Origin of the sequence: Kribbella sp. NPDC051620, from assembly GCF_044453825.1 — a bacterium.
Classification (GTDB): Bacteria; Actinomycetota; Actinomycetes; order Propionibacteriales; family Kribbellaceae; genus Kribbella.
On sequence record NZ_JBITDB010000003.1, the window covers coordinates 292,199 to 306,988 of the forward strand.

The 14,790-nt window shown below is 68.2% G+C and carries 15 protein-coding genes; 7 read left to right on the forward strand and 8 right to left on the reverse strand.

Features of this window, described 5'->3' with window-relative positions:
* Positions 1–4 precede the first annotated feature (4 nt).
* Both ACIA12_RS14410 and ACIA12_RS14415 read left to right on the forward strand, forming a co-directional pair.
* On the forward strand, positions 5–877 hold the full coding sequence (locus ACIA12_RS14410; RefSeq protein WP_396367426.1) for a winged helix-turn-helix transcriptional regulator: 873 nt from the start codon (positions 5–7) through the stop codon (positions 875–877).
* Positions 874–1,563: a 4'-phosphopantetheinyl transferase family protein gene (locus tag ACIA12_RS14415; protein WP_396367427.1), complete on the forward strand. Its 690-nt coding sequence runs from the start codon at positions 874–876 to the stop codon at positions 1,561–1,563. The genes ACIA12_RS14410 and ACIA12_RS14415 overlap by 4 nt, the downstream gene beginning before the upstream one ends.
* Here ACIA12_RS14415 and ACIA12_RS14420 read toward each other — a convergent pair.
* The 5 genes from ACIA12_RS14420 to ACIA12_RS14440 are packed head-to-tail and all read right to left on the reverse strand — an operon-like array spanning position 1,553 to position 6,040.
* Positions 1,553–2,797 (reverse strand): glutamate-5-semialdehyde dehydrogenase, encoded by a 1,245-nt coding sequence (locus ACIA12_RS14420; RefSeq protein ID WP_396367428.1) that lies wholly within the window; start codon positions 2,795–2,797, stop codon positions 1,553–1,555. The two genes, ACIA12_RS14415 and ACIA12_RS14420, sit on opposite strands and share 11 nt — an antisense overlap.
* 48 nt (positions 2,798–2,845) lie before the next feature.
* A complete protein-coding gene (locus ACIA12_RS14425) occupies positions 2,846–4,213 on the reverse strand; it encodes an aldehyde dehydrogenase family protein (protein ID WP_396367429.1) in 1,368 nt (455 codons plus the stop codon).
* A complete protein-coding gene (locus ACIA12_RS14430) occupies positions 4,210–4,623 on the reverse strand; it encodes a cupin domain-containing protein (protein ID WP_396367430.1) in 414 nt (137 codons plus the stop codon). Before ACIA12_RS14430 ends, ACIA12_RS14425 begins: the two co-directional genes overlap by 4 nt.
* Positions 4,620–4,940, reverse strand: coding sequence for a putative quinol monooxygenase (locus ACIA12_RS14435; protein WP_396367431.1), 321 nt, complete (start codon positions 4,938–4,940; stop codon positions 4,620–4,622). The genes ACIA12_RS14430 and ACIA12_RS14435 overlap by 4 nt, the downstream gene beginning before the upstream one ends.
* Positions 4,937–6,040 (reverse strand): Ldh family oxidoreductase, encoded by a 1,104-nt coding sequence (locus ACIA12_RS14440; RefSeq protein WP_396367432.1) that lies wholly within the window; start codon positions 6,038–6,040, stop codon positions 4,937–4,939. The genes ACIA12_RS14435 and ACIA12_RS14440 overlap by 4 nt, the downstream gene beginning before the upstream one ends.
* A 75-nt stretch (positions 6,041–6,115) precedes the next feature.
* Here ACIA12_RS14440 and ACIA12_RS14445 point away from each other — a divergent pair, with 75 nt between their 5' ends.
* Complete coding sequence (locus ACIA12_RS14445; protein WP_396367433.1) at positions 6,116–6,772, forward strand: GntR family transcriptional regulator; 657 nt, start codon at positions 6,116–6,118, stop codon at positions 6,770–6,772.
* A 375-nt stretch (positions 6,773–7,147) separates the two neighbouring features.
* Here the strand turns inward: ACIA12_RS14445 and ACIA12_RS14450 are convergent, their stop codons facing one another.
* Positions 7,148–7,825, reverse strand: coding sequence for a response regulator (locus ACIA12_RS14450; protein WP_396367434.1), 678 nt, complete (start codon positions 7,823–7,825; stop codon positions 7,148–7,150).
* Entirely contained in the window at positions 7,822–9,432 is a 1,611-nt protein-coding gene (locus ACIA12_RS14455) for an ATP-binding protein (RefSeq protein WP_396367435.1), read from the reverse strand. Before ACIA12_RS14455 ends, ACIA12_RS14450 begins: the two co-directional genes overlap by 4 nt.
* Positions 9,433–9,579: 147 nt before the next feature.
* Between ACIA12_RS14455 and ACIA12_RS14460 the strand changes: the two genes are divergently transcribed.
* Genes ACIA12_RS14460 through ACIA12_RS14475 form a run of 4 tightly spaced genes read left to right on the forward strand, consistent with a single transcriptional unit; the run spans position 9,580 to position 12,986 of the window.
* Positions 9,580–10,584: a Bug family tripartite tricarboxylate transporter substrate binding protein gene (locus tag ACIA12_RS14460; RefSeq protein ID WP_396367436.1), complete on the forward strand. Its 1,005-nt coding sequence runs from the start codon at positions 9,580–9,582 to the stop codon at positions 10,582–10,584.
* Positions 10,584–11,075, forward strand: coding sequence for a tripartite tricarboxylate transporter TctB family protein (locus ACIA12_RS14465; protein ID WP_396367437.1), 492 nt, complete (start codon positions 10,584–10,586; stop codon positions 11,073–11,075). Before ACIA12_RS14460 ends, ACIA12_RS14465 begins: the two co-directional genes overlap by 1 nt.
* Complete coding sequence (locus ACIA12_RS14470) at positions 11,075–12,586, forward strand: tripartite tricarboxylate transporter permease (RefSeq protein ID WP_396367438.1); 1,512 nt, start codon at positions 11,075–11,077, stop codon at positions 12,584–12,586. The genes ACIA12_RS14465 and ACIA12_RS14470 overlap by 1 nt, the downstream gene beginning before the upstream one ends.
* Position 12,587: 1 nt before the next feature.
* The gene (locus ACIA12_RS14475; protein WP_396367439.1) at positions 12,588–12,986 is read left to right on the forward strand and encodes a universal stress protein; all 399 of its coding nucleotides are present in this window, start codon (positions 12,588–12,590) and stop codon (positions 12,984–12,986) included.
* Here the strand turns inward: ACIA12_RS14475 and ACIA12_RS14480 are convergent.
* Complete coding sequence (locus ACIA12_RS14480; RefSeq protein ID WP_396367440.1) at positions 12,983–14,440, reverse strand: peptide MFS transporter; 1,458 nt, start codon at positions 14,438–14,440, stop codon at positions 12,983–12,985. The genes ACIA12_RS14475 and ACIA12_RS14480 overlap by 4 nt on opposite strands.
* Positions 14,441–14,790 lie beyond the last annotated feature (350 nt).

Genomic DNA, 14,790 nt, shown 5'->3' on the forward strand with positions numbered 1-14,790 from the left:
TGGCGTGCGGCGTAGTAGCTACTCCCCCGAGCCTGACTGTGCGATCGCCCAGTCGCTCGGGGTGGTCGGTGACGGATGGGAGTTGCTGATCGTCCGGGACCTGGCGCGCGGCCTGGACCGGTTCGACCTGCTGGCCGAGTCGCTGCGGATCTCGCGGAAGGTGCTGACCGAGAGGCTCAACAGCCTGCTCGACAGCGGCGTCGTCGAGCGCGTGGCCTACCAGGAGCACCCACCCAGGTACTCCTACAAGCTGACCCCTCGCGGCCGCGCCCTGCTCCCTGTGCTGGTCGCCCTCCAGGACTGGGGCGACCGCTGGCTGCTCGGCGACGGCGAACTGACCGGCACGAACGCCCCCGAGGAAGCCCCGGCCCACCGCATCCACGAACTGGTCGGCACCCGCATCCCCGCGGACCTCCTCCTGCCCTCCAGCCAAGAGCGTCGCGACGTCGTCGACGCAACCGCCAAAGCGACCGTGATCTTCGGCTATCCGGCCACCGGCAGACCGAGCAAGTTGCCGGAAGGATGGGAGGACATCGCCGGCACCGCGGGCTGCACGCTGGAGAACAGGCTCTTCGCCGAAAAGGCCGCCGACTTCACCGCTGCTGGGATCGCGGTCCACGGCGTCAGCACCCAGCGCCCCGACGAGCAACATGCCTTCGCCGAACTGGAGAACATCCCCCACGTGCTGCTGTCCGACACCGAACTCACCCTGACCGCTGCCCTCCGCCTCCCGACCTTCCGGGCCGGCGGCTACGAACGTCTCAAGCGCCTGATGCTGGTCGTCGCCCCGACCCGCGAGATCAAGGCCGTCCACTACCCGATCACCGACATCCCCGCGGCGATCGACTGGGCCTACGCGACGGCTGGTCAGCTGTGACGGCGGTAGAGATCTGGTGGGGCCGTACTACGGACGCGCGACCCGGCCTGGTCGCGGAGCTGAACGCCGTCGAGCGGGGCCGGATGGCCGCTTATGCGCGCGACGAGGACAAGAGCCGTTTCCTGGTCGGCGCCACGATCGTGCGGCGGGTGCTGGCTGGCAAGTTCGACGTCTCCCCTGCTGAGGTCGTGATCGACCGGACCTGCCCGGATTGCGGACGGCAACATGGCAAGGTCGTTGCCGATGGCATGCAAATCTCGGTGTCGCATTCGGGTGACCGGATCGTCGTCGCGTTCCATCCGGTGGCCGCGGTGGGCGTGGATGTGGAGCTGATCAATCCTTCGATCGACACGGCCTCGCTCGCCACGGTGAGCCTGTCCGATCTGGAGGCCGACGAGCTTGCGGCCTTTCCGGTCGATGCTCGCGCTCGCGCCTTCACGCAGTACTGGACCCGCAAGGAAGCCGTGGTGAAGGCGACCGGGGACGGGATCACGGCGGACCTGCGCAAGGTGATCGTCAGCGCGCCGGATCAGCCGGCCGCGCTGCGGGAGTGGGCCGGGTACGACGGACCGGTGCGACTGATGGATCTGCCGGCCGGCGTCGAATACGCCGCGGCGCTCGCGATGCTGTCGGACGAGATCCCCGAGGTGCGGTCGTTCGACGCCGCGCCGCTGCTCAGGTCCTGATCTGGCCTTCGCCGATCACCACGTACTTCGTCGACGTCATCTCAGGCAATCCCATCGGCCCGCGCGCATGCAGCTTCTGCGTCGAGATCCCGATCTCCGCGCCGAACCCGTACTCCCCACCGTCGGTGAATCGCGTGCTGGCGTTGACCACCACCGCCGCCGAGTCGACCGCCTGCACGAACCGCCGCGCCGCCGCCTGCGACCGGGTGATGATCGCGTCGGTGTGCGCCGAGCTGTACTTCCGGATGTGCTGAACAGCCGCCTCGAGATCAGCCACCACAGCCGCCGAAAGATCCAGCGAGCTGTACTCCGTGCCGTAGTCCTCATCGGTCGCCGCGACGATATCCTTGCCAGCAGCAACAACCGTCGGATCGCCGTGCACGGTCACACCGGCCTCGGCCAACGCGGGCAGCGCCTTCGCGAGGAACTCAGAAGCGACGTCCGCGTGCACCAGCAGCGACTCGGCCGCGTTGCACACGCTCGGGCGTTGCGTCTTGGAGTTGAGCAGGATCGTCAGGGCGAGGTCGAGATCCGCCTCGGCATCGACGTACACGTGGCAGTTGCCGACGCCCGTCTCGATCACCGGCACGGTCGACTCGGAGACGACGGTCCGGATCAGGCCGGCGCCCCCACGCGGAATCAGTACGTCGACCAGCCCGCGTGCCTGCATGAGCTCCTTCACGGCCGCGCGGTCGCCCGGCACGCCCTGGATCACGTCAGCCGGCAAACCCGCTTCGACGACGGCGGAGCGCAGTACCGCGATGATCGACTCGTTCGACGCGGCCGCCGACGACGAGCCGCGCAGCAACACGGCATTGCCGGACTTGAGGCAGATGCCGGCGGCGTCGGCCGTGACGTTGGGGCGGGCCTCGTAGATGATCCCGACGACGCCGAACGGCACCCGGACCTGGCGAAGCTCGAGCCCGTTGGGCAGCGTGTACCCGCGGACGACCTCACCGACCGGGTCGACCAGGCCGGCAAGCTGCTCGAGTCCCGCAGCCATCGCATCCACCCGCGAAGGGTCCAGCGCAAGACGGTCGACGGTCGATTCCGGCGTACCGGACTCCCGGGCGGCCGCCACATCCTTCGCGTTGGCCGCCACGATCTTGTCCGTCTCGGCCCGCAACGCGGCCGCCATCGCCTTCAGCGCGGCGTCTTTGGTCGCCCGCGACGCCGCCGCCAGCGCATAGGATGCCTCGCGCGCGTTCCGGCACAGCTCGATGATCTCGCTCACCAAGCCATCGTAGGACGATCCCCCGCGACCGTGCGCGGCCGTCTCAGGCTAGGCGACCCAGTACGTCCTCGTGTTGGTGAATTCGCGGATCCCCGCGGTGGACAGCTCGCGGCCGTAGCCGCTGTGCTTGGTGCCGCCGAACGGGACCCGCGGGTCGGAGGCGACGACGGCGTTGATGAAGGCCGCGCCTGACGTGATCCGGCGGGCGACCTCGACGCCGTGCTCCGCCGACCAGACGCTCAGGCCGAGCCCGTACTGCGTGCTGTTGGCCAAGGTGATCGCCTCGTCCCGATCGGCCGCGATCGCGACGGCCGCCACCGGGCCGAAGGTCTCCTCGTCGAAGGCAGGCATCCCCGGGATGGCGCCGGCCAGGACGGTCGGCTCGAAGTAGTACCCAGGGCCGTCGACAGGCTGGCCGCCGGCGAGCAGCTTCGCGCCGGCCGCGACCGACTCGGCGACCTGGCGGTGCAGCGCCACCCGCAGATCGTCGCGGGCCAGCGGGCCGAGGGTGACCGCGCGATCCGCGGGGTCACCCGGCTTGAGAGCCTCCACCCCCTGGACGAAGAGCTCGAGGAACTCATCGGCGACCGCGGCCTCGACGATGAAGCGTTTGGCGCAGACACAGCTCTGGCCGGAGTTCGTGAAGCGGGCCCTGACGGCGGCGGCTGCAGCAGCCGGTACGTCGGCGTCGGCCAGCACCACGAAGGCGTCCGAGCCGCCGAGTTCCAGCACTGACCGCTTCGACGCACGACCCGCCGCTGCGCCGACCGCCGACCCCGCACGGTTGCTCCCGGTCAGCGTGACCGCGGCGATCCGGTCGTCAGCGATCAGCTCTTCGATCGTTGCCGGTACGTCCGCCTCGTCGAGTACCAGCGTCGTCAGCAGGTCCTCGGGGAAGCCCGCATCGAGCAGGAGTTGCTGCAAGGCGAGCGCCGAGCCGGTCACGTTCGGCGAGTGCTTCAGCAGTACTCCGTTGCCTGCGGCAAGGGTCGGGACGGCGAATCGCATCACCTGCCAGACGGGGAAGTTCCACGGCATCACGGCGAGTACCAGGCCGATCGGCTCGTAGGCGATCCAGGCCTTCGGCGCCCCTACGTCGACCGGCTCGTCGGCCAGGATGGACGGCGCGTGCGCCGCGTAGTACTCGGCGGTGACGGCGGATTTCTCGACCTCGCCCTCCGCCTCGGCGATCGGCTTGCCCATCTCGGCGGTGATCAGCGCGGCCAGTCGTGGCGACTCGGCGCGAAGCTGGGCAGCGAGTCGAGTGAGCGCCTTGAGACGTGAGGTCAGGTCCGTCTGACCCCAGCGCGCGGCGGCCGCGTGACCGCGCTCGACGGCCTGCTCGATCTGCTCGGAAGTCATCGGCCGGTACGTCGCCAGCGGCTGCCCGGTGGCCGGGTTGGTCGTGGTGATCATGGGGTGGTCAGCCCGCCGCGGTCGCTCTCGGACAGGTGCTCGAAGGTCTCGCCGGTGGCCGTGATCGTGCGGGTCACCTCGCGACCGCCGTACACCCAGTAGATCCGCATCGGAGTGTCGCCGCGGTTGATGAATCGGTGCGGGATACCGGCCTCGACCCAGGTCGCCTCACCGGCCACCAGGTCGATCCGTTCGCCGTCGATCTCGGCGATCGCCAGGCCTTCGAGGATCAGCACGGACTCCTCGACGTTGTGGCTGTGCACGGGCAGGCCGGTACCGGGCGCGAAGACGGTCTGGCCGGTGGTGATCTTGTTGGCGTCGGCGTTCCAGCGGCCGACGTACGGGATCGTGACGACGCCGTTGCCGCGATCGAACGGCGTGACCTGGTCGGGACGGATCAACAGGCTCATCGGTCGGCCTCCGGGCTGTGGTGGTGGAAGATCCGGGTCGCCAGGGTGTTCGCCTGGCTGCCGGGTACTACGTGCTCCGCGACCGCTTCGCGCCACTGCTTGAAGTGGGGCGCCGAGCGGTGCGCCTCGATCGCGGCTTCGTCGGTGTAGGTCTCGTTGAGGACGAAATGGTGGTCGTCGTCGCGGTCCTGGCTGACGTCGAAGGACAGGCAGCCGGGTTCGTCGGTGAAGGAGCGCTCGGCGTTGGTACGGATCGCTTCGAGGAACGGGTCGAGGTGATCGGGGCGGACCTGCAGCGAGACGGTGAGGGTGATCATGCGGGGACTTCCTCCGTTGACGGCGTAACGAGCTCTTCGGCAGGCTGCGAGACCTCTTCGGCCGGCGGCAGGGCGACGTTGGACTCGGCGGCGAGTTCCGCGAGGCTGGCCCAGGTCGTGGCGGTGAGCTCGATCTGGCGGCTGTTGCGCTCGGCGTTGCGGTCCTCGAGTTCGCCGGGGACGAGGATCTTGTGCGCCCACGACGCCTTCGGAGCGGTGCGGGTAGCGTCGATCAGGGCTTCCACCCGGGCGGCGTACTCGGCCGGGTCCGCCATCGCGGCGACGTCGATCGTGAGCAGGAGGTGGCCCGCGCCACTCGTCTGCTTTGGTTCGTACGGCCCCACGACCTGGTCGCCGAACGCGCTGCCGGTCAGCACTCCGGCCAGTACGTCGAACATGAACGACATGACGTAGCCCTTGGGCCCGGCCATCGGGAGGATCAGGCCCTCGATCGCGGCCCGCGGATCGGTGGTGGGGTCGCCGTCGGCATCGGCGGCCCAGCCGGGCGGGATCGCCGTACCGCGTTCGGCGGCCAGGTAGACCTTGCCGCGGGCAACAGCCGTGTTGGCGAGATCCATCACCAGTACGCCGCGGTCGCCGGCCGGTGCTGCGATGGACCACGGGTTGGTACCGATGCTCTTCCGCTTGCCACCCCACGGAGCCATCGCCGGGCTCGCGTTCGTGCAGAGCAGCGCGATGCAGCCCTGCTCGGCGGCTTGGCGGGTGAAGTACGCCGCTGTGCCGAAGTGGCCCGAGTTGCGGACGCCGATCGCGCTGACCCCGTGGATCTTGGCTCGCTCGACGCCCTGGCTGACCGCGTGGTGGGTGATGACCTGGCCGATGCCGTGACCGCCGTCGAGCACCATCAGCGCGCCGGTGTCGCGGATGGTGGTGATGCGGGTGACTCGCTGAGTGGCGCCGGTGCGGAGGCGGGCGACGTACCAGGGCAGGCGGAGCATGCCGTGTGAGGCGTGGCCCCAGAGCTCGGCCGTCACCAGGGTGTCGGCCAGCAGGTCGGCGTCGGGGTCGGGGACGCCTTCGGCGCGTAGTACGGCCGAAGTGAACGCCCGGAGCGCGCCGGGCGGGGAAAGATGGGCCATGCCTTGCTCCGATCGGGTGCGAGACTGGTGTTAGAGAAGCATACTTGTATACAAGTACGCAAAGGAGAGTTTCGGATGACGGACAGAGTGCGACGCGCTTCCGGCGGTCAGGTCGTGTACGCCGAACTGAAACGGCGCATCCTGTCGCTCGACCTGCCACCCGGCCGGCGGCTCTTCGAACCAGAGCTCTCCCAGCAACTCCAGGTCAGCCGCACCCCGCTCCGCGAAGCCCTCCGGCTGCTCCTCGCCGAAGACCTCCTGGAGCAGCTCCCCACCGGCGGCATGGTCGTCCGCTCGCTGTCAGCCAGCGAGATCGAGGAGCTGTACTCCGTCCGCGCGGCGCTGGAGGGCTTGATGGCAGCCGAGGCAGCCGAGCGGATGACCCCAGAGTCGGCGGAAGCTCTGAAACAGCTGGTCGCCCGCAACCAGCGCCTGGTCGAGTTCGCCGACGACGCCATGCACGCCGGCCACGCCTTCCACCTGAAGATCGCCGACATCGCATCCCACAGCTGGGCCGTCCGCCTCCACGAACAGGTAGACGGCCAAATGGCCCGCTACCGAGCCTTCACCAACCAATCCCAATCCCGCCGAACCCAGGCCCTCGAAGAACACTTCGCCATCCTCGAAGCCCTGATCACCCAAAACGCCCCACAGGCCCGAGCCCTAGCCGAATCCCACGTCCTAGGCGCCCGAGACACAGCCCTATCCGCCATCTCCGACCGCCTCCCATAAGCCACTTTGAGCACCCACCGGTCACTCAAACCCCGAAAGCATGACTGCCCCGCGCCCAAAGTCAGCCAGCCCCTGGGCGGGGCGCCACTTTGAGCACGGCGCTGTCACCTGGACGACCGAATCGTGCCTGGCGGGTGCTCAAAGTCGGGCGCCCGGCCGCCCACGGACACGGTCTGACACCACCGCTGCCAATCCAAACTACGGTCCGACAGCCACCCACCGCGCCCCTGAGCCCGAGCATCTGTCTCTTGCGACCGGAGAGGCGGAAGACCTCCGCGAGTTGGCTCGCATACCCAGCCATCCACTTGCTTTAGGTGACCACGGACCCCAACCTCCGCCCAAGTATTCTAAAATTGTTCTTTGCTCTTGTTCGGATTATTTCGGGAGCAGGCGGTAGCGGCGTTCGGGGCGGCCGGCTGTGCCGTAGCGGGGGTGCATTTCGGCTTGGCCGGTGGTTACCAGGTGTTCGAGGTAGCGGCGCGTGCTGCTGCGGGAGAGGCCGGTCAGGTCGGCGCATTCAGTGGCGGAGAGGTCTGGGTCGGGGGATTCGGCCAGGGCCCGGAGTACCAACGTGGTGGTTTCCGGGCTGATGCCTTTGGGGGGTGGCGTGCGGGTGCTGGGGGTGCGGAAGACGCGGTCGACCTCGTCCTGGTGGGCCTCGGTCAGGTGATGGAGTTCGGCTCGGTGGGCGGCGTAGTCCTCCAGCCGGGCTCGCAGGGATTCGACCTCGAACGGCTTCACCAAGTACTGGAAGACGCCGCCACGCAACGCAGTGCGCAGGGTGTCGAGGTCGCGGGCGGCGGAGATGACGATGACGTCGACCGGGTAGTCCGCGGCGGATTCCCGGAAGCGGCGCAACACCTCGAGCCCGCTCATGTCCGGCAAGTAGATGTCGAGCAGGACCAGATCGGGCCGCAGCGTCCGTACGGCGGCCAGGGCGTCCGCGCCGGTCCGTGCCGCGCCGATCACCTCGAACCCGGGCTGGGACGCCACCACGCTCGAGTGCAGCCGCGCCACCATGAAGTCGTCGTCCACGACGAGTACCTGGATCATGCCCGCGCCTCCGCGAGCATCGGCAGGGTCGCCACGAAGACCGCCCCGTTCTCGTTGTGCACCGTCACGTCACCGCCCCGCTTCCGGCAGATCACCCGTACCAGCGCCAGCCCGATCCCCCGATCATCCCCGGCACTGTCCTTCGTACTGAACCCATGCGTGAACACCCGATGCTGCATCGCGCTGTCCACCCCCGGCCCGGAGTCCCGTACTTCGATCCGCACCGCCCCGGCCACCTCCAGCACCTCGACCGCGACGAACGGATCCCGCCCACCCGTCGCAGCATCCAGCGCGTTGTCCACCAAGTTCCCCAGCACGGTCGACACGTCCGTCGCCAGCCGCTCGTCGAGCCGGGGCAACCACGTCCCCTGATCGACGACGAAGCTCACCCCACGCTCAGCGGCCTGACTCGACTTCGCGATCAGCAACGCGGCCACCGCCGGATCCGCGACCCGGGCGGTGATCCCGGCGGTCAACTCGGTCTGATCGGCCGCGACCCGCTGAATGTAGCGCCGGACGTCGTCGTACTCCCCCAGCTCGATAAGCCCGCTGACGATATGCATCCGGTTGCTGAACTCGTGTGCCTGCGCCCGCAGCGTGTCGGTGGTGTTCCGGGTCAGGTCCAGTTCACGCTGCAACTCGAGCAGCTCGGTCCGATCGCGGAAGGTCGCGACCCAGCCGATGTGCCGGCCGTGGCTTCGTACCGGCATCCGGTTGAGCGTCAGTACCCGCCCGTGCAACGGCAGCAGCCGGTCGGTCGCGATGTCCATACTGTCGAAGATCTCTCCCAGCCGCCCGGTGTCGTCGACGTCTCCCAGCCGCCGCCCGGCGGATGCGAGCGGTATGCCGAGCAGATGCGCCGCCTCGTCGTTGACCATCGTGATCCGCTGATCGAGATCGACCGCGAGCACGCCCTCCTTGATGCCGTGCAGCAACGCCTCCCGCTGCTCGACCAGCCCGGTGATCTCCCGCGGCTCCAACCCCAGGGTCTGCCGCTTCACGGTCCTTGCCAGCAGCAACGACCCGGCCACCCCCAGCAGTGAGGCGATACCCAGGTACGTGAGCAGGTTGGCCCTGGCCGCGGCCAGATTGTCCAGCAATGACGGGTACTGCCTGCCGACCGCGACCACCCCATCGGTCTCCCGGGTCTGCACGTTGATGATCGGCGCCATCGCGAGCGCGGCGCCGGTCACCTCGTCTCGCCCGACCCATGACCGCCCCTGGAACGCGTCGGTCTGCTGCAGCAACGGCTTGTCAGTCATTGGCAGCGGATCCGTCGAAGCGATGATCTGCCGGTTGCCCAGCGCCACCACCACGTACGTCGAACCGGAGAACGTACGGCCCGACTCCACCACCGACTGCGCCTGGCTGACGAAGGCGGGCCCACGCCCGGCCGCGGCCTCCCGGACGCCGGCCGTCACCGCGAGCCGCTCGGCCACGGCGAGCGCCCGGTTGCCCTCGGTCTCGCGGAAGCGCGCGTTCGACTGGGCCAGTGAGACGGCCGCCACGCCCACCAGGACGACGAGCACGATCAGCAGCTGGACGGCGAGCATCCGCCCGGCCAGCGTCCAGCGCCTGCGTAGTACCACTCGCCGTCTGGTCTTCACGCCCCGATTGTGCTCGGCGGAGCCCCGGAGCGCCATCATCGCGTGAGCACAATGAACACAACTGAGTTTGCGGTAGTAACGGTGACACGGTTGCGGGACCACGCCACGCTGACGGGCAACCGCACCACCGAAAGCAAGGAGACTGCCGTGCGAGCACGGACGTGGTTCACCAGTATCACCGCCGTCGCGGCGCTCGCCGTGGCCGCGACCGGTTGCGGCGTCAGCGCCGACGACAACGCCTCGGGCGGCTCCAGCTCAGGCCCGGTCAAGGGTCTGCGCATCCTCGTCCCCAACTCCCCCGGCAGCGGGTACGACACCACCGCCCGCGCGGCCGCGAAGGCGATGCAGGACGCGAAACTGTCCGACACGGTCGAGGTCTTCAACACCGCCGGCGCCGGCGGCACGGTCGGTCTGCAGCGCCTCGTCAACGAGAAGGGCAAAGAGGACCTGCTGATGCAGATGGGGCTCGGCGTCGTCGGGGCCGTCTTCACCAACAAGTCCAAGGCGACCCTGGCCGACACGGTCCCGATCGCCAAGCTGATCGAGGAGGCCGAGGCGATCGTCGTCCCGAAGGGATCGCCGTACACGAGTCTCGACCAGCTGGTCACCGCCTGGAAGGCTGATCCGGGCAAGGTCCCGGTCGGCGGCGCGTCGAACCCGGGCGGCCCTGACCACCTCACCCCGATGCTGCTGGCGAAGGCTGTCGGCGTGCAGCCGAAGGAGGTCAACTACGTCGCGTACGACGGCGGCGGCGAGCTGCTGACCGCGGTCCTCGGCAAGAAGGTGGCCTTCGCCGCCACCGGCATCGGCGAGGTCGCCGAGCAGGCCAAGTCCGGTGACGTGAAGATCCTCGCCGTCACCACCGCGGCGCCCGTCGAGGGCGTCGACGCGCCGACCCTGAAGAGCATGAACATCGACCTCGTCTTCACCAACTGGCGTGGCATCGTCGCACCGCCCGGGCTGCCGGACGACAAGAAGGCGCAGTACGTCGACCTGCTCACCAAGATGCACGGCTCGGAGCAGTGGAAGACGACCCTGACCAAGCAGGGCTGGGCCGACGCGTTCCAGACCGGTGACGAGTTCAAGAGCTTCCTCACCTCGGAGAACGACCGGGTCGCCGGCGTACTGCGAGAGCTGGGTCTCGTGGCCTGATGGACACCGTGAAGCAGGGCCGCTCCGAACTCGGAGTGGCCCTCCTCCTCCTGGTCCTCGGCGCCTGGGCGCTGATCGACGGGCTGCGGCTCCCCGACCTGGACAGCCGCAGCCCGGTCAGCTCCAAGACGGTTCCAGTCGCGGTCGGCATCCTGCTCGTCGTCACGGCGGTACTTCTCGCGGTGAACATCCTCCGCGGCGGCCGTGGCGAGCAGGAAGCCGGCGAGGACGTGGACCTGTCGCACGGCAGCGACTGGAAGACGCTCGGGCTGCTGGTCGCCGCCTTCGTCGCCAACATCCTGCTGATCGACCGGCTCGGCTGGCCGGTCTCCGGCGCCGTCCTGTTCTTCGGTACGACGTTCGCGCTCGGCAGCCGGCACCTGATCCGCAATGCGATCATCTCGGTCGCCCTGTCGGTCGGTACCTGGTACCTGTTCAACCTCGGCCTCGGCATCGCGCTGCCGGTCGGGATCCTCAAGGGAATCCTCTGATGAACTCGTTCGCCGAACTCCTGAACGGCTTCGCCACCGCCGCCCACCCGACCAACCTGCTCTACGCCTTCGTCGGCGTCCTGCTCGGTACCGCGATCGGCGTACTGCCCGGCATCGGCCCGGCGATGACGATCGCGCTGCTCCTCCCGCTGACCTACACGCTCGAACCCACGCAGGCCTTCATCATGTTCGCGGGCATCTACTACGGCGGCATGTACGGCGGTTCGACCACCTCGATCCTGCTCAACACACCAGGTGAGAGCGCCTCGGTGGTGACCGCGATCGAGGGCAACAAGATGGCCCGCAAGGGCAGAGCGGCCGCTGCTCTGGCCACGGCGGCGATCGGCTCGTTCATCGCCGGTACCATCGGCACGCTGGCGCTGGCGCTGGTCGCGCCGGGGGTCGTCAAGCTGGCGATCAAGATGGGGTCGCCGGACTACTTCGCGGTGATGGTACTGGCCTTCATCGCCGTCACCACCGTGCTCGGATCGTCGAAGATCCGCGGCCTGGCGGCGCTCGGCATCGGGCTGCTGGTCGGCACCATCGGGATCGATCCGACGTCAGGTCAGCAACGGCTCACGCTCGGCCTGCCGGAACTTGCCGACGGCATCGATGTCGTCGTGGTCGCGGTCGGGTTGTTCGCGGTCGGCGAGGCGTTGTGGATCGCAGCGCACTTGCGGCGTACGCCCGCCGAGATCATCAACGTCGGCGCCGCCCGGATGAGCCGGGAGGACTGGCGCCGGTCGTGGAAGCCGTGGCTGCGCGGGACCGTGATCGGCTTCCCGTTCGGCGCGATCCCGGCCGGTGGCGCCGAGATCCCGACTTTCCTGTCCTACGTCACCGAGAAGAAGCTGAGCAAGCACCCGGAGGAGTTCGGCCAGGGTGCTATCGAGGGCGTCGCCGGTCCCGAGGCGACGAACAACGCGTCGGCCGCTGGTGGTCTGGTTCCCCTGCTCACGTTGGGGATCCCGACCACCGCGACCGCCGCGGTGATGCTCGGCGCCTTCCAGGGGTACGGCATCCAGCCCGGTCCGCGGCTGCTGCAGACGCAGCCCGAACTGGTCTGGGGTCTGGTCGCCAGCCTCTTCATCGGCAACGCGATCCTGCTCCTGCTGAACCTGCCGCTGGCGCCGATGTGGGCCAAGCTGCTCCGGATCCCCCGGCCATACCTGTACGCCGGGATCCTGTTCTTCGCCAGCATCGGGGCGTACGCGGCCAACCTGTCGACCTTCGACCTGTGGCTGCTGCTCATCCTGGGCGGGCTCGGGTTCGCGATGCGGCGGTTCGGGCTGCCCGTAGTACCGGCGATCATCGGCATCATCCTCGGGCCGACCGCGGAGGAGCAGTTGCGGCGGGCGTTGCAGATCAGCGACGGTCACATCAGCGGCCTGACCAACACCTGGTTCTCCAAGATCGTGTACTTCGTGATCCTGCTCGTCCTCGTCGTACCGCCGGTCGTCAGCCGGCTGCGGCGCCGTGAGCCCGTCGACGCAGTGAAGGTAGGAGACTGAGATGGCGATCATCGTCGGCTATGTGCCAACCCCGGAAGGGGTAGCGGCCCTGGAGAGCGCCATCGAGGAAGCCCGGCTGCGCAAGCAGCGCTTGGTCGTCGTGAACTCCTCCCGGGGCGAATCCCTGGTCGACAAGCGCTTCGCCTCCGGCGCTGAGTGGCAATCGATCGAGGAACGGCTGACAGCCTCGGGCGTCGACCACGAGCTGACTCAGCTGGTGGCAAGCAAGGATGCCGCCGAGCAGATCCTCCGGCTGGCCGATGACCTCAACGCGGAGCTGATCGTCATCGGCCTGCGTCGCCGCACTCCGGTAGGCAAACTGATCCTGGGCAGTCAGGCGCAAACCATCCTGCTGGAGGCGGAATGCCCGGTACTCGCGGTCAAGTCGCCGATCCCTTAGTGGACGCCGCTCATCAGGCGGCGGATCGGCACGACGGCGAGGGCCAGTACAGCGGCGAGGGCGAGCGCGACGGCGCCGATCACGCCGAAGTACGCGGTCTCGTGGTCGGCGCTGTAGAACTTGGCCAGGACGCCCGACATCGCGGTCCCGAGCGCGATGGACAGGAAGAACAGGGCCACCATCTGGGTGCGGAACGCCTCGGGCGCGAGCTTGGTGGCCAGCGACAGACCGACCGGTGACAGCAGCAGCTCAGCGATGGTGAACACGAGCAGTACGCCGGATAGCCCGAGCAGCGGCGCACTGTTCGGGCCGCCGCCGGCCATCGGCAGGAACAGCAGGAATGCGACTCCCATCACCGCCAGCCCGAGACTGAACTTGACCGGCGTGGACGGTTGGCGGGACCCGAGCTTGGTCCACAGCGCCGCGAACACACCCGACAACACGATGATCATCACCGGATTGATCGACTGGACGAACGACACCGGCATCTCCCAACCGAAGATGGTCCGGTCCAGGCGCTGGTCGGAGTAGATCGTCACCACGGTGAACTGTTGCTGGTACAGGGACCAGAAGGCCGCGCTCGCGATGAACAGCGGGATGAAGGCGAACACCCGGCGGCGCTCGATCTCCGTCACCCGCTCACTGCGCAGAATGACGGCGAAGTAGATCACTGCCGCGACCGCGCTCAGGACCACCACAGCCGTGGCGTAGCGCGACGCCGGAAGCAGCCCGGTCGCCAGCACGACGGCGATGACCAGCACGGCAACGGCCACACCGATCGCCACTCGACGCAGGGCAGCGGCCGGAATCGGGTCCGGCACCTCCCGCGCGGCCCCCGTCAGCCGCCGCCGACCGAAGCTGTACTGGATCAACCCAAGCGCCATCCCCACAGCCGCCAGCCCGAACCCGTAGTGGAAGCCCACATTCTTCTGCAGCAACCCGGTGAGCAGCGGTCCCGCAAGCGCACCAAGATTGATCCCCAGATAAAACAACGAGAACCCGGCATCGCGACGCTCATCATCCACGGCATACAACGTGCCGACCAGCGACGTGGCATTCGCCTTGACGCCACCACTACCGAACCCGATCAACACCAGCCCGACCGCCACCCCAGCCATACCCGGGATCAAGGCGAGAGCGATATGACCGCCCATGACGACGACGGCGGCGTAGAACAGCGTCCGCTCCGCCCCCAGCAACCGATCAGCCAGCCACCCACCGACGATCGTCGACAGATAAACCAACCCACCGTAGGCCCCCACGATGCTGGTAGCGGTCCCCTCGTCGATCCCCAGCCCACCCTGACTAGCCGAGTAATACAGATAAATCAGCAGGATCCCCTGCATCCCGTAGAACGAGAACCGCTCCCACAACTCAACCCCGAACAGGTTGGCCAACACCGGCGGCTGCCCAAAGAAGGTCCGCCCCGCCCGCTCACCAGTCTCCGTAACCACCACAACCCCCTAATCCGAGGCTCTCCACCACCACAACCGTCCACTCTCAGTGCCCACTCAGCCACAATCCACGCACGTCACACCAGCACGCCAGGCACGCCTAGATGCACGTCCCTTGCCCGCGTACCCAACCTCCGCGAACGCGGGTGGTCGACCGGAGCGGCAAACCGGTCTGGCCGGCAAGACCTTCGACGACGCCGTGCACGGCTACGAACTCGGCGCACCGGCCAGCAATCCCCGAAGAACACCCCACTGACCGTGGGCGCCCCGGATCCTCGTGCTGTGAACCAGCGACACGCCGACCCGAGGACCACAGCAAAGAAAAGCCAAATTTTATACTTGTTCTTCGC